This is a genomic window from Gilliamella sp. B14384G10 (assembly GCF_016101685.1).
Lineage (GTDB): Bacteria > Pseudomonadota > Gammaproteobacteria > Enterobacterales > Orbaceae > Gilliamella > Gilliamella apis_A.
Window position 1 is genome coordinate 697,667 of sequence record NZ_JACFQA010000002.1, and the last position, 26,022, is coordinate 723,688.

General features: G+C 34.1%; 20 protein-coding genes. 10 read left to right on the forward strand and 10 right to left on the reverse strand.

Annotated elements, in window-relative coordinates; all coding sequences use genetic code 11:
* Window positions 1-6: 6 nt before the first annotated feature.
* On the reverse strand, window positions 7-1,359 hold the full coding sequence (gene pmbA, locus H3T54_RS07455; protein ID WP_198199253.1) for a metalloprotease PmbA: 1,353 nt from the start codon (window positions 1,357-1,359) through the stop codon (window positions 7-9).
* A gap of 77 nt (window positions 1,360-1,436) precedes the next feature.
* Here pmbA and yjgA point away from each other — a divergent pair, with 77 nt between their 5' ends.
* The 3 genes from yjgA (at window position 1,437) to H3T54_RS07470 (ending at window position 3,180) form a co-directional block, all read left to right on the forward strand.
* Window positions 1,437-1,973, forward strand: coding sequence for a ribosome biogenesis factor YjgA (gene yjgA / locus H3T54_RS07460; protein ID WP_198221793.1), 537 nt, complete (start codon window positions 1,437-1,439; stop codon window positions 1,971-1,973).
* 69 nt (window positions 1,974-2,042) lie between these two features.
* Window positions 2,043-2,573 carry an inorganic diphosphatase gene (gene ppa / locus H3T54_RS07465; protein ID WP_065578025.1) on the forward strand — a complete coding sequence of 177 codons (531 nt, stop codon included), beginning with the start codon at window positions 2,043-2,045 and terminating at the stop codon, window positions 2,571-2,573.
* Between the two features lie 397 nt (window positions 2,574-2,970).
* Window positions 2,971-3,180, forward strand: a complete 210-nt coding sequence (locus H3T54_RS07470) for a cold shock domain-containing protein (RefSeq protein ID WP_025315032.1) — start codon at window positions 2,971-2,973, stop codon at window positions 3,178-3,180.
* Window positions 3,181-3,321: 141 nt separating this feature from the next.
* Here H3T54_RS07470 and gapA read toward each other — a convergent pair whose 3' ends face one another.
* Window positions 3,322-4,317, reverse strand: coding sequence for a glyceraldehyde-3-phosphate dehydrogenase (gapA, locus tag H3T54_RS07475; RefSeq protein WP_086363477.1), 996 nt, complete (start codon window positions 4,315-4,317; stop codon window positions 3,322-3,324).
* A 464-nt stretch (window positions 4,318-4,781) separates the two neighbouring features.
* Between gapA and mutS the strand changes: the two genes are divergently transcribed.
* A complete protein-coding gene (gene mutS / locus H3T54_RS07480; RefSeq protein ID WP_198221795.1) occupies window positions 4,782-7,340 on the forward strand; it encodes a DNA mismatch repair protein MutS in 2,559 nt (852 codons plus the stop codon).
* A gap of 82 nt (window positions 7,341-7,422) precedes the next feature.
* On the opposite strand, the gene dld is transcribed toward mutS, so the two are convergent.
* Both dld and H3T54_RS07490 read right to left on the reverse strand, forming a co-directional pair.
* Window positions 7,423-9,138, reverse strand: a complete 1,716-nt coding sequence (dld, locus tag H3T54_RS07485; protein ID WP_110448250.1) for a D-lactate dehydrogenase — start codon at window positions 9,136-9,138, stop codon at window positions 7,423-7,425.
* A gap of 244 nt (window positions 9,139-9,382) precedes the next feature.
* The gene (locus H3T54_RS07490) at window positions 9,383-9,754 is read right to left on the reverse strand and encodes a hypothetical protein (RefSeq protein WP_198221797.1); all 372 of its coding nucleotides are present in this window, start codon (window positions 9,752-9,754) and stop codon (window positions 9,383-9,385) included.
* 788 nt (window positions 9,755-10,542) lie between these two features.
* Here H3T54_RS07490 and H3T54_RS07495 point away from each other — a divergent pair.
* A complete protein-coding gene (locus H3T54_RS07495; RefSeq protein WP_198221800.1) occupies window positions 10,543-10,974 on the forward strand; it encodes a hypothetical protein in 432 nt (143 codons plus the stop codon).
* Between the two features lie 214 nt (window positions 10,975-11,188).
* Here the strand turns inward: H3T54_RS07495 and H3T54_RS07500 are convergent, their stop codons facing one another.
* On the reverse strand, window positions 11,189-11,599 hold the full coding sequence (locus H3T54_RS07500; RefSeq protein WP_198221802.1) for a hypothetical protein: 411 nt from the start codon (window positions 11,597-11,599) through the stop codon (window positions 11,189-11,191).
* Between the two features lie 249 nt (window positions 11,600-11,848).
* Window positions 11,849-13,348, reverse strand: a complete 1,500-nt coding sequence (gene proP, locus H3T54_RS07505; RefSeq protein WP_198221804.1) for a glycine betaine/L-proline transporter ProP — start codon at window positions 13,346-13,348, stop codon at window positions 11,849-11,851.
* A 482-nt stretch (window positions 13,349-13,830) separates the two neighbouring features.
* Between proP and H3T54_RS07510 the strand changes: the two genes are divergently transcribed.
* Both H3T54_RS07510 and surE read left to right on the forward strand, forming a co-directional pair.
* Window positions 13,831-14,700: a neutral zinc metallopeptidase gene (locus H3T54_RS07510; protein ID WP_110448255.1), complete on the forward strand. Its 870-nt coding sequence runs from the start codon at window positions 13,831-13,833 to the stop codon at window positions 14,698-14,700.
* 22 nt (window positions 14,701-14,722) lie between these two features.
* Window positions 14,723-15,502: a 5'/3'-nucleotidase SurE gene (surE, locus tag H3T54_RS07515; protein WP_181414685.1), complete on the forward strand. Its 780-nt coding sequence runs from the start codon at window positions 14,723-14,725 to the stop codon at window positions 15,500-15,502.
* Between the two features lie 85 nt (window positions 15,503-15,587).
* Here the strand turns inward: surE and H3T54_RS07520 are convergent, their stop codons facing one another.
* Complete coding sequence (locus H3T54_RS07520) at window positions 15,588-16,769, reverse strand: sugar efflux transporter (protein ID WP_110448257.1); 1,182 nt, start codon at window positions 16,767-16,769, stop codon at window positions 15,588-15,590.
* Between the two features lie 1,061 nt (window positions 16,770-17,830).
* Between H3T54_RS07520 and H3T54_RS07525 the strand changes: the two genes are divergently transcribed.
* The gene (locus tag H3T54_RS07525) at window positions 17,831-20,158 is read left to right on the forward strand and encodes a zinc/cadmium/mercury/lead-transporting ATPase (protein WP_198221807.1); all 2,328 of its coding nucleotides are present in this window, start codon (window positions 17,831-17,833) and stop codon (window positions 20,156-20,158) included.
* A gap of 53 nt (window positions 20,159-20,211) precedes the next feature.
* Here H3T54_RS07525 and birA read toward each other — a convergent pair whose 3' ends face one another.
* Genes birA through murB form a run of 3 tightly spaced genes read right to left on the reverse strand, consistent with a single transcriptional unit; the run spans window position 20,212 to window position 23,346 of the window.
* Window positions 20,212-21,165: a bifunctional biotin--[acetyl-CoA-carboxylase] ligase/biotin operon repressor BirA gene (birA, locus tag H3T54_RS07530; protein WP_198199219.1), complete on the reverse strand. Its 954-nt coding sequence runs from the start codon at window positions 21,163-21,165 to the stop codon at window positions 20,212-20,214.
* 8 nt (window positions 21,166-21,173) lie between these two features.
* Window positions 21,174-22,286: an MFS transporter gene (locus H3T54_RS07535; RefSeq protein WP_110448260.1), complete on the reverse strand. Its 1,113-nt coding sequence runs from the start codon at window positions 22,284-22,286 to the stop codon at window positions 21,174-21,176.
* Window positions 22,287-22,335: 49 nt separating this feature from the next.
* Window positions 22,336-23,346: a UDP-N-acetylmuramate dehydrogenase gene (murB, locus tag H3T54_RS07540; protein ID WP_198221809.1), complete on the reverse strand. Its 1,011-nt coding sequence runs from the start codon at window positions 23,344-23,346 to the stop codon at window positions 22,336-22,338.
* 535 nt (window positions 23,347-23,881) lie between these two features.
* Here murB and H3T54_RS07545 point away from each other — a divergent pair.
* Window positions 23,882-25,111: a phosphopentomutase gene (locus H3T54_RS07545; RefSeq protein ID WP_198221811.1), complete on the forward strand. Its 1,230-nt coding sequence runs from the start codon at window positions 23,882-23,884 to the stop codon at window positions 25,109-25,111.
* 57 nt (window positions 25,112-25,168) lie between these two features.
* Window positions 25,169-25,882, forward strand: coding sequence for a purine-nucleoside phosphorylase (gene deoD, locus H3T54_RS07550; protein WP_110448263.1), 714 nt, complete (start codon window positions 25,169-25,171; stop codon window positions 25,880-25,882).
* Window positions 25,883-26,022 lie beyond the last annotated feature (140 nt).

The following is a 26,022-nucleotide window of genomic DNA, read 5'->3' on the forward strand; positions in this document are numbered from 1 at the left end:
GTTTAATTACTTTCCTGCTATACTCATTTTCTCAATCAATATTGAACCACATTGTATATTACTTCTTGTTTCAATATCATTACCTATCGCTACAATATTCTGATATATTTCTTTAAGATTACCGGCAACGGTAATTTCATTAATTGGATATTGGATTTTACCATTTTCAACCCAAAAACCTGTAGCTCCACGCGAATAATCACCGGTCACATTGTTAACACCTTGTCCCATTAATGACGTAATAACAACGCCTTTATCTAGTTTTCTTAACATTGCAGTGAAATCAGCATCAGTTTGGCTTGGTGAGACTAACCAATTATGTATACCACCTGCATGTCCGGTAGATTTTAAACCTAATTTTTTGGCGGAATAATTACTTAACAGATAAGTTTGCAAAATACCTTGTTCAATAATATTGCGCTTAACAGTTCTCGTCCCTTCACTGTCAAATGGTGAAGAACCTACTCCTCTTAAAATATATGGGTCTTCCAAAATTGTCAGCCAAGCGGGAAAAATTGCTTTTCCTACACTATCCAACAAAAAAGAAGACTTTCGGTAAATCGAACCACCACTAATTGCAGCAACTAAATGCCTTATTAAACCCACGGCTACTTCAGAACAAAAAAGGACAGGTACTTGCATGGTTGGAATTTGTTTAGCACCTAAATGGGCAACAGCTTTCTCAGCGGCGAGTTTTCCGACCCATGCTGGTGATTGCATCTCATTAACGTCTCGAGATGAAGTATAGGCATAATTACGCTCCATTTGCCCATTTTGCTCAGCAATAACCGAGCAAGAAAGCGAATGTGAACTGGCGCAATAGCCTTGTAACATTCCTAAACTATTACCATAAACATATACACCATAACGGCTATTAAAATAACCACCATCACAACTTATTAATGAAGATTTTGCAAGCGCTGTTAGTTCCGTCTGTTTTGCTTGTTCTATTGCATTATCAACATTTAAATCACTTGGATGAAAAAGATCTAAATCAGGAATATCAAATGCCATTAACTCACGATCGCCTAAACCAGAACATGGGTCAGGTGAAGTATATTGCATAATATTGATAGCCATATCCACTGTTTGGTTGATCGCCTGTGGTGACAAGTCACTAGTAGATGCGCTACCCTTACGTTGATTTTGATAAACGGTTATACCTAATGCACCATCACTATTAAATTCAACATTTTCAGTATCACCTTCTCTAGTACTGACACTAATACCAGTAGATTGATTAATCGACACCTCTACTGAATCGACCCGAGCTTGTGCTTGTTTGATAGCATCGGCAACAATAGCGGATAGATGTTGTTGTTGGCTTATCGCATCTTTTTTAATTTGTTCAATACTCATTTTATTATTTTCTACAATTCTGCTAGTGATACGTTATAATATGCCAGAATTTAATTTTAGTTAACAAAAGAAATAGCATGAATAACAATCAAGAGCCAAATCTAGAACCCGACTTCAATATAAATCAAGAAGATGATGAAATTATTTACGTTAGTAAAAGTGAAATCAAAAGAGATGCCGAGGTGCTTAAAAAATTAGGTGTCGAACTTGTCAATTTAAGCAAAAATGAAATAAGTAAAATCCCACTTGATGAAGACTTATTATATTCTATTGAATTAGCTCAAAAAATAAAAAAAGAAGGCTATCGTCGACAAATTCAATACATAGGTAAATTACTTAGAAATCGTGATATTGAACCGATTACACAGGCATTGGATAAACTCAAAAATCGCCATAATCAGCAAGTTGCCATGTTTCACCGATTAGAGAAACTACGTGATGAATTGATAGAAACTGGCGATGCTGAATCAATTATGGAGTTATTTCCTACCGCAGATAGACAGCAATTACGCACACTTGCGCGTTCAGCTAAAAAAGAGCTAGCTGCAAATAAACCACCAAAAACAGCCAGACAAATTTTTCAATATTTAAAAGAATTGTGCGAAACAGAGTAAGTTTTTATAATGTTCGCTTTATATTTATGATTAAATACTACTAACTAATAAAAGATAGAGGATACAAAAATGGGACTATTAAACGTACCAGCCGGTAAAGAATTACCAGATGACATCTATGTTGTGATTGAAATCCCAGCGAATGCTGACCCGATTAAATATGAGGTCGATAAAGATACAGGCGCAGTATTTGTTGATAGATTTATGGCAACTGCAATGTTTTATCCATGTAATTACGGTTATATTAATCACACTTTATCACTTGATGGAGATCCAGTTGACGTATTAGTTCCAACTCCATACCCATTACAACCAGGTTCTGTAATTCGTTGTCGTCCAGTTGGTGTTTTGAAAATGACTGATGAAGCAGGTTCTGATGCTAAATTAGTTGCAGTACCGCATACTAAACTATCAAAAGAATATGACCATATTAAAGATGTAGACGATTTACCTGAATTATTAAAATCACAAATCAAACACTTCTTTGAACAATACAAAGCACTTGAAAAAGGTAAATGGGTAAAAGTTGATGGTTGGGATAATGCAGAAGCAGCTCGTAAAGAAATAATTGAATCTTTTGAAAGAGCCAAACAGAAGTAATCCTACCTAAATTATTCAAAAAAGTAATCATTTCTACTGAGTCATAAGAAAAATTTTTTATGATTCAGTTTTTAAACTTTTTTTTACTTTCGAAATAACTTCAATAACTTAGCACCACTACAATTTGTCATTTATCAAATTACACTATTTAATATAAAAATTTTATATAAAACCGCGCACTAAGATGAAAAAATTGTCATTAACATCTTGCTTTCGATTTTAAATTGTGAGGTAATAGTAACGGGCTAACAACAAGAAGCATTTTTATGAAAACGATTAACTTTCTAATTTAGTACCAGACTAGTTAGATTAGTTTATGAGTGGGTATATTAATGTTTAGTTAATGCCTAAACTGCCGATAAGGCAAATTATTAATTATTGTTAGGATGTCTAGTAAATGAATAAAAAAACAGGCCAAGTAAAATGGTTCAACGAAAGTAAAGGTTTCGGTTTTATCACTCCAGCCGATGGCAGCAAAGATGTATTCGTACATTTTTCTGCAATCTCTGGTGATGGCTTTAAAACCTTAGCTGAAGGACAACAAGTCGAATTTGCTATCCAAGATAGCCCTCGTGGACCAGCAGCGGCTGAAGTAGTTGTTATCTAATTAAACTTTAATTAAATAATAAAAACAAAACGCCTATTTCTCGAAATAGGCGTTTTTTTTATTAAGGTAGAATATAATTTCTTTATTAGAACTAAAAAAAGCGACACAAGGTCGCTTTTTTGCAATTACAACTGCTTCTAATTATTTAGCAACAACTGCAATTAAGTCTAATACTTTGTTTGAGTAACCAACTTCGTTATCATACCAAGAAACTAATTTAACAAAGTTGTCACTTAATTGGATACCAGCTTTAGCATCAAATACAGAAGTACAAACTTCACCTAAGAAATCTGTAGACACAACGTCATCTTCAGTATAACCAAGAACACCTTTCATTGGACCTTCTGCTGCAGCTTTGATAGCTTTACAGATGTCTTCGTATTTAGCTGGTTTTTCTAAACGTGCAGTTAAGTCAACAACAGAAACGTCTGGAGTTGGAACACGGAAAGCCATACCAGTTAATTTACCATTTAATTCAGGAATAACTTTGCCTACAGCTTTAGCTGCACCAGTTGATGATGGGATGATGTTTTGAGCAGCACCACGACCACCACGCCAATCTTTGTGAGATGGACCGTCAACAGTTTTTTGAGTTGCTGTAGTTGCGTGAACAGTAGTCATTAACGCTTCAACGATACCGAAGTTATCATTAACTACTTTAGCTAAAGGCGCTAAACAGTTAGTAGTACAAGAAGCATTAGAAACGATATCTTGACCTGCATATTCTTTATCATTAACGCCCATAACAAACATTGGAGTATTGTCTTTAGATGGGCCAGTTAAAACAACTTTTTTAGCACCAGCTTGGATGTGTTTACGAGCAGTTTCATCAGTTAAGAATAAACCAGTTGCTTCAGCTACAACATCAACACCTACTTCATTCCATTTTAAGTTCGCAGGATCTCTTTCAGCAGTAACGCGGATTGTTTTACCGTTAACGATTAATTTACCGTCTTTAACTTCAACAGTACCGTCAAAACGACCGTGAGTTGAATCATATTTAAGCATATAAGCCATATAATCAACGTCTAATAAATCATTGATAGCAACGATTTCGATGTCAGAGCGTTTTTGAGCAGCACGGAAAACAATACGACCGATACGGCCAAAACCATTAATACCTACTTTGATTGTCATAACAATTACCTTCTTTTTGTTTTAAATGATAAAAATAACTTGCAGTAAACTACCAAATTTTGGGGTCTTATTCAAGACCATTACACATAATTAGGCACGAATTAATCAAATAGTTTTTAACCATAAAAGAAATTATGGACAATATTAAATAAAATCAAATAATTAATGTAATGAAAGATTTTACTCTCAGCATAAAAATAACCACTGCATTAAGTAAAAATAATTCGTTATAATAAGTTGGATTATAAGAATGATACCGCTTCAAATTAAGTAACAATTAGATAGCGAAGATTTTATCGACCATAAACCTAATATATATTATCCTAGCAATAATTTATGCTAGCTTAGTTACAAATTTTTACTATCATAAGCCATTTGGCTGTCTAACTATTAGATTCTGCGATAGAAGTTGAAATTGCAATAGATTTGACAAATAGAATTTTAAATATTAAAGAAATAACACTATGACTGATAACCAAGATTTTACCGACCACACACCAATGATGCGACAGTATCTAAAGTTGAAAGCTGAAAATCCTGATATTTTGCTATTTTATCGTATGGGGGATTTTTATGAGATGTTTTATGAAGATGCTAAACGTGGTTCACAGCTCTTGGATATTTCACTAACCAAACGAGGCTCATCAAATGGTCAACCTATTCCGATGGCAGGAGTACCTTACCATGCGGTTGAAAGTTATTTAGCCAAACTCATTTCACTTGGTGAATCAGTCGCAATTTGCGAACAAATTGGTGATCCAGCAACAAGTAAAGGACCGGTTGAACGTAAAATTGTCCGTATTGTTACTCCCGGTACTGTAAGTGATGAATTATTGTTAGAAGATCGCAAAGACAATTTGCTTGCTTGTATTTGGCAACAAAAAGAGCACTTTGGTTATGCAACTTTAGACATGAGTTCTGGACGTTTCTTTGTATTTGAATGTGATAATCCCGAAGCAATACAAGCAGAATTACAACGGACCGCCCCTGTCGAATTACTCTATCCAGAAAATTTCGAATCGATGTCTTTGATTGAACATCGTCATGGTTTAAGGCGAAGACCTATATGGGATTTCGATCTTGAAACGGCAAAACAACAACTTAATTTACAATTTGGTACTAATGATTTAGTTGGTTACGGAGTTGAGAATTGTCATTATGCATTATGTGCAGCGGGATGCTTATTGCAATATGTCAAAGATACCCAACGTACGGCTATGCCTCATATTCGATCAATAATTAAAGAATCGCCTGTTGATTTTGTAGTCTTAGATGCAGCTACCAGAAAAAACTTAGAAATTACTGAAAATTTATCGGGTGGCACTGAACATACCGTTGCCGACATTTTAGATAAAACACAAACCGCTATGGGTAGTCGAATGCTCAAAAGATGGTTGCATTCACCAATACGCAATCTATCTATCTTACACAATCGGCAACAAGCAATAAGTGAATTACAAAATAATATTATCGATTTACAACCGTTATTAAAACAAATCGGTGATCTTGAACGAATTTTGGCAAGATTAGCATTAAGAAGTGCACGTCCGCGTGATTTTGCTCGATTACGTGATGCCTACAACCTTTTACCACAACTTCAGCAATCATTGTCAGAATTTAAGGCACCTGCACTCATTGCATTGCGTGCTAAAATCAATCAATTTGATCAAATAGCCGATCTATTAAATCGAGCAATTATTGAATCACCACCAGTAATTATTCGTGATGGAGGTGTCATTGCTAGCGGTTATAATCAAGAGCTGGACGAACTGCGTGATTTAGCAGATGGTGCAACCAACTATTTAGAACAGCTCGAAATTCGCGAGCGTGAAACTTTAGGCATTGATACATTGAAAGTTGGTTTTAATGCGGTTCATGGTTATTACATCCAAATTAGCCGTGGGCAAAGTCATTTAGCACCAATCCATTATACGCGAAGACAAACACTAAAAAATGTCGAACGCTATATTATTCCTGAGTTAAAAGAGTACGAAGATAAAGTCTTAACATCTAAAGGTCGAGCTTTAGCTCTAGAAAAACAACTTTATGAACAACTATTCGATCAACTGTTACCATCATTAGCTGATATGCAAATCAGTGCTGATGCAATTGCGGAACTTGACGTACTGACCAACCTTGCTGAAAGAGCCTTGACGCTTAATTATTATTGTCCAACCTTAACCAATCAAGCAGGTATTGAAATCAAGAATGGCCGACATATTGTAATAGAACAGGTATTGCAAAAACCATTTATTGCCAATTCATTATCATTATCACCTAATAGAAGAATGCTAATTATAACTGGTCCAAATATGGGTGGTAAAAGTACCTATATGCGTCAAGCAGCGTTAATTGTTCTACTTGCTTATATTGGTAGTTTCGTTCCTGCCTCTGAAGCAATCATCGGCCCTGTTGATCGCATTTTCACACGGATTGGGGCATCAGATGACTTAGCTTCGGGACGGTCTACCTTTATGGTCGAAATGACTGAAACAGCTAATATTATGCATAATGCAACACCAAATAGTTTAGTTTTAATGGACGAAATTGGACGTGGAACTTCAACTTATGATGGTCTTTCATTAGCATGGGCATGTGCTGAAAATTTGGCTAATCAAATCAAAGCGATGACTCTATTTGCTACTCATTATTTTGAACTAACTCAATTACCAGAACAGATGCAAGGTGTTTATAACATCCATTTTGATGCAATAGAACATGATAATACTGTCGCCTTTATTCATGAAGTCTCAGAAGGTGCTGCAAGCAAGAGTTTCGGTATAGCGGTAGCAGGACTTGCAGGAGTACCTAAAACCATCTTAAAACGCGCCAAACAAAAACTAAAAGAGCTAGAAGTCATTTCTAAACAATCAGCTAATAGCTATGTTGAAAGCTCACAACTTACCTTTATTGGCGATGCAGAACCATCAGAAGTCGAACTAGCCCTACAACAGATCGATCCTGATGCACTAACACCAAAACAAGCGTTAGAAACCATTTACCAATTAAAAAAATTACTTTAACTAATCAACAATGATAGTAAATTAATCAAAAACCGCCATTAAATTAATAGTGGCGGTGATAATTTTAGAATTTTGGTTTGAATTATTTCCAAAATTTCTTCTTGGAGGTTTTACCAATACCTGGATTGAAACTATTAGTTGGATCTAACTCATGGTAAAAGTTTTTCAAATCTGAATTAGCATGATACAAATGGCCAACATTATGTTCAGCTGGATATTGCGCTCCACGCTGATCAAGTATCACCAACATCTCCTCTTCTACTTTAGCACAGTCAGTACCTTTTTTTGCCAAATAGTCTTGATGGAACACTGAACAGAAAAAATGACCATAATATAACTTATGAATAAAATGCTGACTAATACTTTCAGGCAAGGTTTCAAACCAATCTTTATCATTACGGCGCAGAGCGATATCTAACGCGACTAAATCCTCAACCGTTTTAGTATGCACATTACGATAAACTGTCGCCGCACCAGCAACGGCAAAACGGTGCAACATTGCGGCTTCTGCCTCTTTATCATTACAACGAAAATAACTGCCATTACGTTTTTCCGTTGAACTGGTAGCAAAATAGTCCTGCAAAAATGCCTCAGCTTCAGCTATGCCTCCATCAGACATTTTTAAAATCAAATGATGTTCATAACGATCACGATAATCACGCATCGATTTTGGCAAATGATTTGGCCACAATTTACAAACAGTCACGGCAAATTTATCGGAAAAACTGCCCGAAATGAAGGGAATTTTACTCATTATTCGATCAACAAAATTCTTCAAAGCATACATGCGAGGTATGTTATCGGTGCCCAATTTTTGGATCGCTAAAAATAGATGTTTACCATATACTGCAGCTATATCAAACGCATCTCGATGAATATACTCACCAGATACTGGTAAATTTTTAAATTGTCCTAAAATATGACGACGAATATCATCCAGTTCATTGGTATTATTCGTGCCAATATAAAACACTGCAGTATTTTCTTCTAATGGAAACGTATCTAATCGCACCGCAAATACCATTAACCGCCCTGCACTACCTGACGCTTCGTAGTGACGAGCTGGATCTGCATTATATCGAGCCGGCGTATCAGCATCGATTTGTCGCACATGATCACAATAATGGTGATCATGCCCTAAACCTGCGTTCGGGTTAACATCTTTATCGGTATAAACACGATTTTGTAGATTTTGTAAAATATCTTCAGGCGTATCGCCTAACTCAATACCTAAATGATTAACCAAATGTAACTGCCCTTGCTCGTCCAATTGAGCAAATACTGCCATTTGAGTATAAGCTGGGCCCCGTTGAATTAACGCACCACCCGAATTATTACAAACGCCACCTAATACTGAAGCACCAATACAAGACGAGCCAATCACTGAATGTGGTCCACGATGATATTTTTTTAGTTCTTTTTCTAAATGAAATAACGTACTACCCGGCAAACAGACAACCTGATCGCCATTTTCAATTACTTGAATACCATCTAATCGACGGGTACTTACAATAACTATCGGTCTATCATAATCATTACCATCTGGCGTTGAACCACCTGTTAAACCAGTGTTAGCTGATTGAGTTATTACAATAACATCAGCTTCAACACAAGCTTTTAAAACTTGCCACTGCTCTAATAGTGTGCCAGGTATAACCACCGCTAATGCATCCCCTAGGCCAAAACGCGCACCTTGGCGATAAGGTAAAGTACGACTTGGATCAGTTAAGGTATATTTATCGCCAACAATACTTTTTAACTTTTCAACAAGGCCTGATGTACTATTATTCACTGTCATTTTGGTTCCCTTATTTAAATTAGAATTAGACAAATATTCAACTCTTCCTGATCATATTATAACCAATTAAATTTATTGAAAAGAGCACATTACACTTTACAGAGAGAAAGGACAAAACTGACACAAAAAGCTAAAAGGAATAAAAATAAAAGATAATTATTAGTGTATAGAGGTGGTATAAAGAATGAAGATTAAAGTTTTATTGAACAATGCATACATTTTTGAGTTTTAAAAATAGCGTTCCTCAACTTTTTTTGCTAAAAAATTCTTTTAGTCGATAAAAATACTTTCCTAAAAAAGCAAATATACGGTGTTGGTTACTATTCTTTTTTAGTTTTTTAAATTCTTGAACTGATTTTATTAATGGTACATCTGTTTTGAATATTTTTTTCGGTTTCTTTGGCTTTCTAATATTTTTATTTTGTATTCGATTTTCAATAACGCCAACAATACTAATCATAATAACAAATAATATGATTAAAAATTCAGAAAAAACAAAGAAAAATACCTGTTCACTATTGCCCCTAATAGTATAAAATCTTGTTGATACTACAGCTGCATAGCTATCTGTGATAGTCAGCAAAAATAGCATGAGAAATAAAAAAACACTTTTCAAATTTAACATTCCTTTGTCACTATATTCTTAAGTGATGACTGAAAATAAGCATACAACAATGTATAAAATTTGCATATAAATTAGATAATTTTAGATTGTATTTCATTAGAAAAATCATTTAATTTTTTCCAATTATATTATATAGGTTATGCAGATAATTTAAACATTGTTGTATTATAGATTTCATAACTTCATAATTAAAAAATATAGTTTAATCGCTTTTATCAATAGACAGGCTATCATTTCAAACTAATCATCTTGATCTTTCAATTTCACTTAATAAATATCACATAGGAAAATTACAATCACCTGATTTTAAAGAAGATAGATATGAGATGAAGATAGAATGAAAGTTTAATCGCTTCAATATCTCGTTTGTTCCCGATTGGGACATTAATGACCTTATATATCAGTGGACAAGTAGGATTTAAACCCCGAATAATTGAATGATCACCTGAAAAAGCAAAAATTGAATCGACATTATCGTTATTAGACGGTCAATAACGAATTACTTCAATGTATCAAATAACTCTTCGCAAACAAATTGTTGAAACAAGCACACCTAAAAGTAAAAAGTTAAACGCAGATTTATATTGATAGAAAAAAGCCTTAGATTCTAATATAGATAGAGAAGAAGCAATTATAAATATTGCTGAGGATAAAAATTTGAAAAGAACAAGAAGATTAACTCAGATTTAATTCTTTGTACATTAACTATTTAATATATTAAAATTTAAAATAAATATTGAATGGTTGGGAATATAATAACTAAATTTTATAATAATATGATGAAAAAACTTTATTTATTGATTATTTTCTTTTTTCTATTTTATAGTAGTAAGTCTGCAATTGCCGAACAAAAAACTATTGATGTAAATCCTATTAAAGAAACATCAGTAGTGCCAGAAAAAAATACTCAATCTCAATATATTTCTTATGAAATGGTGAAAAATTTATCCTTAGATGATGCACTAGAAAAATTTCCTTCCTATGAAAAAGAAACATATATTTTAGGAACTGATGAAGGTCCAATAACAGAATTTAGGATAAGGCTGCTAAATATTTTCAAACCAGACGAAATTGAGCAGCAGGAAATTAAAATAACCGAAATAACTTGGCAAATTAATGCTGAAGAAAATTTAACAGTTTGGTATCATCTACAAAAAGATCAATGGTTACCTATAGATCATTATATTTGGCATAAAGATTCTCTGTTTTAATCTGTTAAAAAATAGTTTGCCACCAATGACGACCACTATCTACAATTTAATAAGAGATCCATTTTATTAGTAAATGGATCTTAACACTAAATTATAGAATCAAAAATCAAGTATAAAAAATACTAGAACAACGTAGTTTATCTTATAATCCGAAATGCTTTACAAAGCGAATAGAACACGCCATCACTTTCAATTTCATCTTAATAAAATTGAATTATTCATTTTCAATCACGAGTTTATAATCTTTTGCAATAATATCAAAAACATAATCATATGTTTGTAATACATAGTGTTTATGATCTTCGCTTATCTTAGAGGATATGCTGCCGTTTTTTAACTCTTGAATTAAACTAGAATTACAAACTAAATCAAAAGATGAATCTAATTTTTTTTCATTTATATAAAGATCTAATTCGCAACACTGATAATAAATAACACCAGAAAAAGAAAAAATATATGGAATAAAATGTTTGTCAGAATTTATACCCGTCAATGAGGAGCTAAATTCACCTTTAAAAATACAACAATATTCTGTACCAAATATCTGTCTAAATTCATCCAAATAAATAGCATCTCTGCCATAAATAATACCTATCTCTTTAGTTTTAATAGCCCTGTATTCCATATTATTGAATCATCCAGTTTTTAATTTTTTATATTAACTTAATTTTAACAAGCACTAAAGAGCAAAGGCCAGTAAATAAATTTTGCACTAACAGGACTCATTAACTGTATACGATTGCATTATAGAAAATATAAAATTGTACATTTATAGGATTAAAGCATTTTATTCCTGCAAATTCCTAATCAACCAGAATAATTAAGTAAATACAAAAATTTTGCATATCTTTATATTTTTTGGGAATAAAACTTTCTAATCCAATTTTGGATGCTGATCAACCAGTTCTTGTCTTTTATTTTGTAGTTCTTCGATCTGTTGATCAATATCTTCTACTTCATCTTCAATAGAATCAAAATGTTCAGATAAGAGAGCTTTGGCTTCATAGCGATTAGCCGCAGTTGGAGTCGTACCGTGCAATGGTTTTTTAGCTGTTTCGTGCATTGCAAGACCAGTAATAACACCAATAAAACCTATCATCATTAAGTAATAAGCTGGCATAAATAAATTGCCGGTTGATTCAACTAACCATGCCACTAGTGTTGGTGTTAACCCTGCAACAATAATCGCAATATTAAAAATACTGGCAATGGCACTATAGCGAATATTAGTTGGAAACATTGCCGGCAATATTGAAGTGATAATTCCAGTAAAACAGTTTATGAATAACGCTAAAACAAATACTCCTAAAAAGACGAGTGGAATATGTTGGCTATTAATTAACACAAATGCTGGATAAGATAAAAGAAGTAAGCCAATACTACCAATCAATATAAAGGGCTTGCGACCTATTTTGTCACTTAATAAGCCAATTATGGGTTGAATAATTAACATCCCAACCATAATAGCGATAATAATTAGCAAGCCGTGCTCAGTATCATAATTTAGGTTATGTGCTAAATAGCTTGGCATATAAGTTAATAATAAGTAAAAAGACACATTAGTCACAATGATCAATCCAGCACAAATTAAGATATGTCGCCAATATTGGCTAATAATTTGTTTTAGCGCAGTAGTTGATGATGTTTCAGCTATGTCAGCTGATTGCCTAGCCTCAAAGTGCTGTTGAAAAGTTGGGGTTTCTTCTGAGATATGATGCAATATAAAGCTAATTATACCTAAAGGTAAAGCGATTAAAAATGGGATACGCCAGCCCCAACTGTACAAAGCCGACTGACTAAGTAGCATAGACAAAAATACTACTAGACCTGCCCCTAAAATAAATCCAACCATTGAACCAAAATCAAGCCAGCCACCAATAAAACCTCGTTTACGATCTGGTGAATATTCAGCAACAACTGTTGCTGAACCTGAATATTCGCCACCTATTGAGAAACCTTGAGCTAATTTAACAATTAATAACAGAACTGGTGAGGTAACACCAATAGTTTCATAAGTGGGAATAAGGCCAATACCAAACGTACTTAATGACATTATCACTAAACTAATCGATAACACTTTTTGACGGCCAATATTATCACCAATTAAACCAAAAATAATGCCACCTAATGGGCGAATGAAAAAGGGAATCGAAAAAGTGGATAATGCAGCAATAATTTGCACACTAGGAGATACATGAGGAAAAAATATCTGTCCGATAATATAAGCCAAAAAACTGTAAACCCCAAAATCATACCATTCAATAGCATTACTAAAAGCCGATGCCCAAGTCGCTTTTTTTAATTGATTATCATCAATAATGGGAATATCAGTAATGTCTAACGGTTTATTATTCGTTTTATTCACTTTTGCCATAAAATACCGCCTTTTAAATTAATCAATATCAAGATTTAAATCCAAATAATTAACTTTAATTAGCTACTATGCCAAACAGCAGTAGTTATCATTACCCGACTTGACTTACTTTTTGTTGAAAGTGTACGATTATTATTAATAGAAGACCATATCACAATGATTGATACAGTAAAAAAGATAAAATCGTAAAGTTGTAAAAATGTATAATAAGTAACACTGACAAATAATTAGAGTTATCTAAGTGACTAGATAAAGAATTAAGACAAAACTTTAATCACATATAATAGCAAATTTAGTTTTGTTTATACGAATAATACTCCAAAGAGTATAACCAAAATTATATACCTAAAATCAGCAAAAATAACGCTCTTATCATACTATTTTATCATTTACTTTTTTAATCAAGTAATGGATGTCTATTGCTAGTAACCTTATCTATAATCCTTTAAAATAATATAACTTAAACTGATGAGGTATTCCCTATGCGTTGGAGAAACCAAAGAGAGAGTGATAACATTGAAGATCGCCGCTCACAATCAGGAAGTGATATTGGAACAAGGATTCCAATTGGTGGTAAAGGTAAAATTATTTTATTTATTGTCGTGTTAGTTGCTGGTTATTACGGCGTTGATTTAACTGGCTTACTGAATAGCAATCTGATTGATTTAGACGATACCACATCCATATCATCAACATTGCCTGTTGATAATAGTTCTATAAATAATAATGCAACTAAATTTACCTCAATTATCTTGGCCAGTACTGAAGATTATTGGAGTCAAGAGTTTCAACAATTAGGTAAAACCTATATTGCACCTAAATTAGTACTTTATAGTGGTGCAACTCGAACTGCTTGTGGCACAGGTCAAGCAATGATGGGACCATTTTATTGTAATCTCGATCAAACGGTTTACCTTGATCTATCATTTTATCAAGAGATGAAACAACGCCTTGGAGGCGGTGGTGATTTTGCTCAAGGCTACGTGATTGCTCACGAAGTAGGACATCATGTACAAAACTTACTTGGGATTTTTGCTAAGGTTGAACAATTAAGGCAAAATCAATCTAACGAGACCAATAACCAGTTATCAGTCAAACTTGAATTACAAGCCGATTGTTATGCTGGATTATGGGGAAATGCCATGCAAAAACAGAATATTTTAGAAATGGGTGATATCGAACAAGCCCTAAATACCGTACAAGCAATTGGCGATGATCGCTTACAACAGCAAAATAATGGTTATATAATTCCTGATAGTTTTACTCATGGTTCATCAAAACAACGTTATAGTTGGTTTAAACGTGGTTTTGATAGTGGAGCAATTGATCAGTGCAATACATTTATTCAATAAGGAAATTAAAAAGGAAATAAGTATGTCGAAAAAATTAGTCAATCGAGTTTTATTAGTTAATGATGATGGAATTGATGCACCAGGGATCCGAATTTTAAAAAGTATTGCTGAAAATATTGCCAACGAAGTTTGGATAGTTGCACCAGTTGTCGATCAAAGTGGTGTTTCTTGTTCAGTTAGTTTGAAATCACCATTTCGCGTACAAAAACGTAACCAAACAGAATATGCAGTTTATGGCACACCGGCTGACTGTTCGTTATTTGCCATCAAATCATTAATGGCAGCACAATTACCAGATTTGGTTCTATCTGGGATTAACAATGGTTCAAACTTAGGCTTTGAAACTGTATTATCTGGAACAGTTGGCGCAGCAATGATGGCTATGACACTCGGTGTGCCAGCAATAGCATTGAGTCAAGTGAGTAGTGAGGACAATATACCAACAGATTGGCATTGCTCAACTCATCTTGCTGAGTCAGTAATAAGGCAATTACTATCCCTAACGACACCAAAGAATACTTGTTTTAATATTAATTTTCCTAATTGCCGAGCAGAGCAAATAAAAGGAATTAAAATCACCAAACAAGGGACTGCTGATGTTAGCAAATTTGTGGTTGCTGAAACACAAGATCCTGAAGGACATGAATATTTTTGGTTTAGAGCACAACGCAATCAAAATGTGCTTGATGATGATAAAGAGCTCGATGCAGCCAATAATGGCTATATCGCGATTACGCCATTACATTATGAACGTACTGATTACGACTTTTATCAACAAATAAAAGCTACATTTAATGTTTAACTTTTTGTTTGATGGAATTATTGCGTCTTCCTTGATTAGCTAAATAATCAGGAAGACGTAAAATATAAATATAAAGCTTTTGAAATTATTTCTTAACCAATGCACAAAAGACAAAAGAAATAGTAACCATCACTAAACCAATCCAATAAATTATTTCATGACCATACGCTTGTGATGCAAAACCTTGAATAATCCCAGCCAAAATAACACTACAAATAATGCCATTATTAAATAAAGTTGAAGCAACCCCCATTCGAGTTGGTAACAAATCTTGGAAATAGATAATACCAATATTGGCAACGATGCCAATAAATAGTGCGTTAAAAATCTGCAATACATATAACATGGTTGGGTCAGTGAATAAAATCATACCAACATAAAATAAAATTCCGCAAATGATAGCGATAAAAAATAGATTGCGCTTACCTAATGCTGGTACCATATACCCTGCAATTATCATTACTGGAATCTCAATCCCTGCAGCCAGCCCCATTAACGCACCAGGTAATGAATCAGAAAGATGCAATACCTTTTCAACATAAATTGGCATATCGATAATATACATCATATTAGCAGTCCACATAAAAATAGTAGAAAGTAGCAAACACATCACATTACGATTAGTAAAAATTGATTGATTAGCGGTAGCTAACTGACCAGGACTAAGTGAGCTGATTGACTTCTTTTCTACTGGTGGTAAAAAAACTGCTACTACAAACATGGATATGATAAACATCGACATCGCACATAAATACATTGAGGTAAAACCATAATGGATAGCTAAACCAAATGATAATGGCGGACCAATAACCCATGCCAAAGATAATTGCGCTCTAATCAATGAATTAAATGCAACGGCATTACGGCCACTTTTTTCAGCATATTCTCGCGCCATAGCAAAAACTTGTGGCATGGCAGCCGAAGCTAACGCTGCAAAAAATACGCCTAATGTAATTAATACATAATAGTTACGTGAATAAGCAAAAATCAGACTATTTGCTAATCCCATCAAGCAACAAAAAATAACAATCTTACGTCTGTCACCTTTGTTGTCTGAATATTTGGCTAACAAATAACTACCGATAATACTAGCTAATGCATTAATTGAGAAAAAGATACCTACCAAACGAGGATCAGCACCCACTTCAAATGATAAGAAACGACTTAAGGTGGGTGATTGCAATGCACCAGCCACACCAATAATAAATGTAGTCACTAAAAAAGCGCCAAAAATTACGCCCGATTTTCGAAGAGATGAAGAAGTCATAATAGGAACTTAACAATTTGATAATGTGTGATAATTATATCCCTAAAAGTAGTGTGAATATAGGCTTAAGTTAGATCATTAGCTAATTATTCAAGCAATAGTTAATATTAATAATAAAATAAATTTGTGCTAATCATTTTTCACCATTAAATTAAACGGGCAATACCATTAAGCTTGCCATCAAACGCAGAGAAAACAATTGTTATTGCACTGCCATTAGCTTTTTATATCATTGGATCTTCGCCAAACTAAATAACCACTTGAGCAAAGTCGCCAGCAAATTTAAATCCTCATGACTTAGGTTTAGATTTCTTTTCTACTATAGAATGACTTTTTCTTTGATGATTAAATAATTGTAGTAATAAAGGATAACAAACGAGTTTTTTGAGAAAAGTTCCTAATTTTAATTAGAAAAATAGAAAAAATTTAATATTTTTAATCTTTCAAAATCCCCGTTCCTCAAAATTTTTTAAACATTATTTCTATAAAAAATTTGAGACAAAGAAATTTCGGTATCTTAATCATCATTGAATAAATAGGTAAGCGACATGGTTTAGTAAAACTAAAATAATATATAAACTGGGTAAATTACAGAAAATATATTATTAATTGAATTATTTTTTATTATTCAATTAATCTAGTATTTACTAAACCATGTATGAAACCAATAGATTGATAGTAATCTCTTTATCAACAATAAGTTAGCAAATTTTTACTTTAATCGAATTGATTTAAATCAATTTTATTGACAGATCCTGAATAAATTCATAAACAATTTCAACAGAAAATATCTCGACAACAACAAAAATTCATGATTATTCCAATCTTTGGTTAGAGAACATCCATGTTAATTAACAAAAATACCTTTTTTTGTACTGGTTAGTATAAATAATTTATTTTTTTTTACAATTTTAGTTTTAAAAAAATTGTTAAGATATGTAAATAAATTTCAAAATTACTATTCCATTTTCTTTATTATGTTTTACAAATTTAGTTAAAAAAGATTTCTTTTTGTTTTTTTGAGTGTACAATCAAAATCATCCACAAAAAGAGGTAACGTTATGTTATATAATAACAAATCCACCAAAACTCACCATAATAATCACGACCATTGTCATGGAGATTGTCATAATATTGCTCATAATCATACACATAATTCCCAACATACTCATGAAACAAATCATGAACAGGCTATAGAACATTGTTGTGATGGGCATGATCATAATTCATCACAACAGTGTGAAATTGAAGATCCTCCCGAAGATCCTGAACGGAGCAGTCAAGATGTTAAGCTTACCTGGAAAATTCAGGGTATGGATTGCGCACATTGCGCAAGTAAAATCGAAAACGGTGTAAAAATACTACCTAATATAAATCAAACCAAAATTATTTTTTCTACTGAAAAGTTAATTGTTTTTGTTCCTAAGCATGATGATGCAGTAATAAAAATGATTGAAGACAAAGTCACGGAATTGGGATATACCCCAATTTTTGAATCAACCCCTAACCATGTTCATCACCACGAGCATTCACATAATTTTGATAAAAAAGCATTTATTCCGTTAGGTATTTTAGGCATATTAATTGTTATTAGTTATCTTATTTTGTTGATGAACCATACAGTTGGAGAGTATGCGTTTATAGTGACAGCTGTTATTGGGATAATCCCAATTTTGAAACAGGCTATGGTGTTAACCCGTAGTGGTACACCGTTTGCTATTGAGTCTTTAATGAGCATTTCGGCGATTGGTGCGCTGTTTATTGGTGCCGCCGAAGAAGCCACCATGGTCATCTTTTTATTTATGATAGGTGAAATGCTTGAAGGCTTCGCCACTAGTAAGGCCAAAAAAGGAATTTCGTCACTGGCAGAATTAATGCCTGATGAAACAGTGGTTATCATTGATGGTAAAAGAAAAACCGTTGCCAGTCATACATTAAAACCTGATGATATAATCGAAATTTCCTCTGGTGGACGATTACCTGCTGATGTTGTTTTGATTAGTGAACAAGCCAGTATTGATGAGAGCGCTTTAACTGGTGAATCAATTCCAGTTAATTACTTAAGTGGTGACAAAATTTTAGCTGGCTCGTTAGTGGTAGATAATACCATTCAACTTAAGGTAGTTTCGGAATCAGGACAAAATGCGGTCGATCGCATTTTGCAATTAATTGAAGATGCAGAGGATCGTAAAGCGCCAATTGAGCGGTTTATTGATAAATTTAGTCGTTATTATACTCCAGGCATTACACTATTTGCTTTATTAGTGGTAATAATTCCACCATTATTGATGGGTGCAGACTGGTATACATGGATCTATCGAGGATTAACATTATTATTAATTGGTTGTCCTTGTGCATTAGTCATCTCCACACCAGCAGTTATTACTTCTGCCTTATCTAGCGCGGCTAAATATGGGGTATTGATAAAAGGTGGTGCCGCACTTGAACATATTGGTTCAATCAAAATGCTGGCATTCGATAAGACGGGTACCTTAACCGAAGGTAAACCACAAGTAACAGATGTAATTAACCATCAATGTTCCATAGAACAGTTATTATCTATTGTTGCGGCTATTGAAAGCGGATCACATCATCCGCTTGCGAAAGCTTTAATTGATTATGTGAGGCAAAAACAGATCCCTTTTTACGAAGCAAATAATCGTAAGGCAATTGCTGGCGTTGGCATTCAGGGAGAGCTTGATCAACAAACTTATTTTGTCGTGTCACCAAATAAGATTGAAACAGTAGCAAACGCACTAAGTATTGAAGATCTGCAAACGATCAACCAACTTGAAGATAATGGTAAGACTGTAGTAGTCGTCACAACTGACCAACGATTATTGGGAATTATTGCTTTACAAGATGTACTACGAAATGATGCTTTGCCAGCTATCGGTGAACTTAAACAACTTGGTTTACAAACCTTAATGTTAACCGGTGATAATCAACGAGCAGCAAAAGCAATTGCAGGTCAATTGGGCATCGATTATCGTGCAGAGTTACTGCCAACTGATAAATTAGTAAAAATTGAGGAGATTGGACGCAATACTTCAATTGCGATGATTGGTGATGGAATTAATGATTCCCCGGCAATGAAAGCTGCAACTGTCGGAATAGCTATGGGCAGTGGTACTGATGTTGCACTTGAAACTGCTGATGCAGCACTGACTAAAAACAGTTTATTAAGTTTGCCAATATTAATACGCCTAGCCCGTTTTGCTAATCGTAATATTAAACAAAATATCACTATTGCATTAGGTATTAAGCTGATATTTTTAATCACCAGCTTATTTGGCGTAACTGGACTTTGGTTAGCTGTGTTAGCCGATTCGGGTACCACCGCGATTGTTACCGCTAATGCCTTGAGATTATTAAGAGTTAAAAAATAACAAACAATTAAATGGTGCCCCATTACAATTAAATGGGGCTATTTTATACAGTGCTAGTCATCACTTCTTAATGAAATTTCCCCACCAATAAAAGTATTAGTTTTACCATTTTGTTCTAAGATTAATGCACCTTGTTCATTTATTCCTTTAGCAACACCACGAATGACATTATCACCAATTAATAATTTAACTGGACGATCAACAAAATTGTCGAGTCGTAGCCAATCATCAAGAAATGGTGCTAAACCATGTTGTTCAAAGTCAGTAAGTTTTGATGTTAAGTTCTTGACCACTTTGGCCACTAATAAATTGCGGTCAACTTTACCTAAGTTAGCCCATTTCTGATTAACAATATTAGGATCGGGATTAGTCATCATTAAATTGACACCAATACCAATAACAACATGAGCACAGTCACCTGTTTTACCAGCAAGTTCAACTAATATACCCGCAAGTTTTTGATCATCTAGATACAAATCATTAGGCCATTTAACTTTGATATCTTGACCAGAAATAGCCCTTAACGTATCAGCCATTACAATACCAACCACTAAACTCAGTCCCATAGCAGCAGCAATGCCCTGATCGAGTCGCCAATACATCGAAAAATAAAGATTACTGCCAAATGGTGCGAACCATTGACGCCCTCGCCTGCCTCGGGCTTTGGATTGAAACTCGGCAACACAACTGTCACCCGTTGTTAATCTTTCTATATTATTTAATAAATATTGGTTAGTCGAATCAATGATAGGCAACACTTCGACGTGACTATCTGCGCCATAATAGTTATCGATTTTAGTTTTATCGAGTAAGTCAATAGGTGATGCTAAGCAGTAACCTTTACCTTGTACAGAAGATAAGGTAATCCCCCACTCTCTTAGTACTTTGATATATTTGTTGATACCCGCACGAGTAATACCAAATAGATTAGCTAACTCTTCACCAGAATGAAACTCTCCATCAGCTAATATATTAATCAGCTTCAATGGATTTTGGTTACTGCGCATTAAATCCCTCACTTTTTGACTAACAATAAAACAACAAAATATAGTGAAATTATAGCAAAACTGATGAATAAATAAGTATTGCTTAACTTATCCATTATAAAGGCTATAACCGCTGGTGCAACTAAACTACCAAGAGTATTAGTTAATAACATCGCTTGATTCATTGATACAATTTCTTGTTTGCGTACACACGAACAAGCCCACGCCATAGATATTGGATAAATAGTATAAATGGTTGAACCTAATAAAATAATGGCTAATACGCCACAAACATTAAATATCAGCAAGCTACAAGCAAACATCATTAAGATTGATTCGACCAGTAGCACTATACGCCTTCCAAACTTGTCAGCACACCAGTTGGCAGGCATTTGAGCAATAACACCTGAAAGTATCAGCAATACCATCCAATTTGCTACTTGATTATCAGTATAACCTAAGTGAGAGTAGTAAGCAGGCATTAGTGAATAAAGTGATCCAATTAACATACCAGCAATAGCACAACCAATTAAACCAACTCGAGAAGGTTTGTATAATATCATTGGCATAATATTAAAACTGCTTTTTTTCTTTTTCGGCAATTTATAGTGGGTTAGCAATATAAATAAGATGGCTAATCCCATTAGTACGGTAATCACTAAACCAAAATAGAGTACGTCTTGCGGAAAATATTGTAGCAATGCTTGTCCTAATACAGTACCTAAGTAATAGGTAGTTAGATATACAGCAAGCATTTTTCCTCGGGTGCGTACTGTACCAGTGACTAAAATACAACTTTCAATCACAACCCAAGTGACAGCACAGGCAATACCAATAAAAAAACGCCATATTGCCCAACTGTAAAAATCCATAGAGAAACTTAAACCAATTGTGGCAATCGCAAAAATTATGCAACTGTAGGTATAAGTAAATCTGGCGTTAAATCGGCTAATAAACCAATTTGCCATAATCGTGCCAAGCAAGTTACCAGTGAAATAGCTTGAACCAACTAAACCTATCTGTCCAAGCGAAAAATCTTCACGGACTAGCCAAAGCGGCACTTGCGTATTGAGTGCCGATAAGGCAATGGTAACAAATAATAAACTTGTTAATAAAATAGGAAATGAATACGAATGTTTCATAGTTTTATTGTTTATAAGTAGTTTTATTATCTATAAAGCGTTTGCCACTTTATAAAAAGTTATCCACGTCAATTTCACCTGTCGAGCCCATAAATCGAATTTCTGGCGATAGGTGCACCGAGAACTTTTGTAATACTGCATCTTTGATATAACGCGCTAACGCAACTACATCTTGCGCTGTAGCATTATCTTTATTGACTAATACCAGAGCCTGTTGTTGATGCACTGCTGCACCACCAATTTGATAACCTTTTAAACCACACTGATCAATTAACCAACCAGCAGCTAATTTTATTTGATTATCTATTTGAGGATATATAGGCATTGATGGGTATTTTTCAAGTAGTTTATCAGCAAGTTTTTTATCTACCACGGGATTTTTAAAAAAGCTACCACCGTTACCGAGTACTTTTGGGTCTGGCAATTTACTACGGCGGATCTCACATACTTTGTCGAAGATCATTTGGGATGTAACATTTTGCGGATCAAAATTTTTTAATTCCCCATAAGTTAGCACGGGGGTCCATTGTTTTGGTAATTTAATTCCTACATAGACAACCGCATAACCTTCGGTGTATTTTTGTTTAAAAATACTTTCACGATAACCATATTGACCATCAGTAATGCGAATAATTTGACCGGTCGCAAATTCAAGCAATTCAACATAATCGGCTACTTTTTCAAATTCAACGCCATAAGCACCAATATTTTGGATTGGTGCAGAACCAACACAGCCAGGAATTAAAGCTAAGTTTTCAAGTCCAGAAATATTTTGGTTAATAGTTTGAGCAACAAGATCATGCCAATATTCACCGGCACCAACTTTTAAATGCCAGTGAGTTTGCGTTTCAGTAATCGTTAATCCTTTAATTCGATTAACAATGATTGTTCCAACAAAATTTTCAGTAAATAACGTATTACTACCTTGCCCAATCATCATGATTGGTTGATTATTGGGGTTGTTTTTCCAAACTTGCATTAGTTGTTCAACTGTTGTGATAGTTTCAACTTGTTTAGCATAAACATCTAATGCAAAAGTGTTAGGAATTTTTTGATTCATTAATAACGACCTTTTATAAAAACATACTTTTAATTTCGTTTAAACCAATCTTATTTGGCATTTTTATGAATTATTCCATTTGTTTGATTAGTTTTAGCGTTTAAAAACATCAAATTAATGGCTTTATCAATTGCATATATGATATAGCTTCTTTATGCAATTGTATTTACTCTTCATTTAGTTACTATTTTAGCACAATGCAAAACGATCTTTTATTTATTAAAATTTTTTTACAGATCTTAATGAGTTACTTGAGCAAAAAAGTGCCAAAAGATTAAGCAAATAATCAAGTAATGTAGATCGATCTCTTTTTTGTTTTTTTTTATCATGTATTATAGTCAGCCAAGCGATCTTTTTTATAAATTGAGTTAAAATCTATTTTACTCAAACTAATGGTAAACGTTATTATTAAAAGGTTTTTAAAAAGCTGATAAATCAGTCATTGATCCTATTTTCTAAAGATCATGGCTTTAGATGGCTTAATAATTTAGAATTGTTGCTATATTTAAAAAGTAGTTGAGATTTAGAGGAAAATATGAAAAGAGTTTTTATTATGATCCTTGATTCCTTCGGGATCGGTGGTGCAGAAGATGCAAAAAAATATGGTGATGAAGGTTCTAATACATTAGGTCATATTGCCGAAGCTTGTGCTTTAGGTAAAGCTGATAACGGCCGTCATGGACCATTAAGTTTACCAAACTTAGGAAAGTTAGGTTTAATTGAAGCTGCCTACGAATCAACTGGTTCATACCCAAAAGGAATGGCTACTGAAGGTAATGTTATTGGTGCTTATGGCTATGCCAGTGAAATTTCATCAGGTAAAGACACACCATCAGGTCACTGGGAAATCGCTGGTGTTCCTGTGCTATTTGATTGGGGATATTTTACTAATACTACTAATAGCTTTCCGCAAGAATTATTAGATAATATCGTTAAACGCGCCAAGTTGCCTGGTTATCTTGGCGATTGTCATTCATCAGGTACAGTGATTCTCGATGAACTTGGCCTTGAACATATGGCTACTGGTAAACCTATCTTTTATACTTCCGCTGATTCTGTGTTTCAAATCGCCTGCCATGAAGAAACTTTCGGTTTAGATAAGCTTTATGAAGTGTGTGAAATTGCTCGTGATGAACTTAATAAAGGCGATTATAACATTGGCCGAGTTATTGCTCGACCATTTTTAGGTAATAAACCAGGTGAATTCGTGCGTACTGGTAATCGTCATGATTTAGCTGTTGAACCACCAGCACCGACGATGATTAAAAAATTGGTTGATGAAAAACAAGGTAACGTTGTGTCAATCGGTAAAATTGCTGATATTTACGCCGAGGTAGGTATCACAAAGAAAGTGAAAGCAACTGGCATTGAAGCACTATTTAATGCTTCACTTGATGAAATTAAACAAGCTAAAGACAACACTATTGTATTTACCAATTTTGTTGATTTTGACTCATCATACGGCCACAGACGTGACGTTGCTGGTTATGCTGCAGCATTAGAATATTTTGACCGTCGTTTACCTGAAATGTTAGAACTGATTCAACCTGGTGATCTATTAATTATTAGTGCCGATCATGGTTGTGATCCTACTTGGCCGGGAACAGATCATACTCGTGAACATATTCCTGTTTTAGTTTATGGTAATAGTGTTCCTGCTGGGTCATTAGGTCATCGAAAAACATTTGCTGATATCGGGCAAAGTGTTGCGGATTATTTTGATTTATCACCGATGGATTATGGTGAGTCATTTATTCGCAAATAGTAAACTGTTTTTTTGTTAGTGTAGTAACGTATTTTAGACATAAATCAGGAGAGTTAAATGCCTACCCCACATATTAACGCCGCCGATGACGCTTTCGCTCAAACGGTTTTGATGCCCGGCGATCCATTACGCGCTAAGTTTATTGCCGAAACTTTTTTAGAGAATGCTAAAGAAGTAACCAATGTTAGAGGAATGCTAGGTTTTACCGGTGACTATAAAGGTAAGAAAATTTCTGTTATGGGGCATGGTATGGGCATTCCATCCTGTTCTATATACACAACCGAACTGATTAAATTTTATGGTGTTAAAAACATCATTCGTATCGGTTCCTGTGGCGCCATCAGCCCCGCTGTCAATCTTGGTGATGTGGTTATTGGTATGGGTGCCTGTACTGATTCAAAAGTCAATCGGTTACGTTTTAAAGATCATGATTTTGCTGCGATTGCTGATTTCGGTTTAATTTGTAATGCAGTTAATGCTGCTAAACAATTAAATGTTAATGTGAAAGTGGGTAATCTTTTTTCTGCTGATCTATTTTATAGCGTCGAGCCAGATCTTTTCGATATCATGGAAAAATACAATATTTTAGGTGTCGAAATGGAGGCCGCTGGTATTTATGGTGTAGCAGCAGAATACGGAGCTAAAGCATTAGCGATCTGTACTGTTTCAGATCATATTCGCAAAGGCGAAGCTATGTCATCTGAACAGCGCCAGCTGGGTTTTAAAGAGATGATTACAGTTGCTTTAGAATCGGTATTAGTTAATTCATAATAAATAATGGCAGAATATCTGCCATTTTTTTTGGTTACTCAAAAAGAGGAACCAATAGTTTTAACATTGACGTTATAATTAACGGTAAATGTTGTTGAGCGTTATAACTAGGTAATTAATAGTAATAACAAAATTTTATC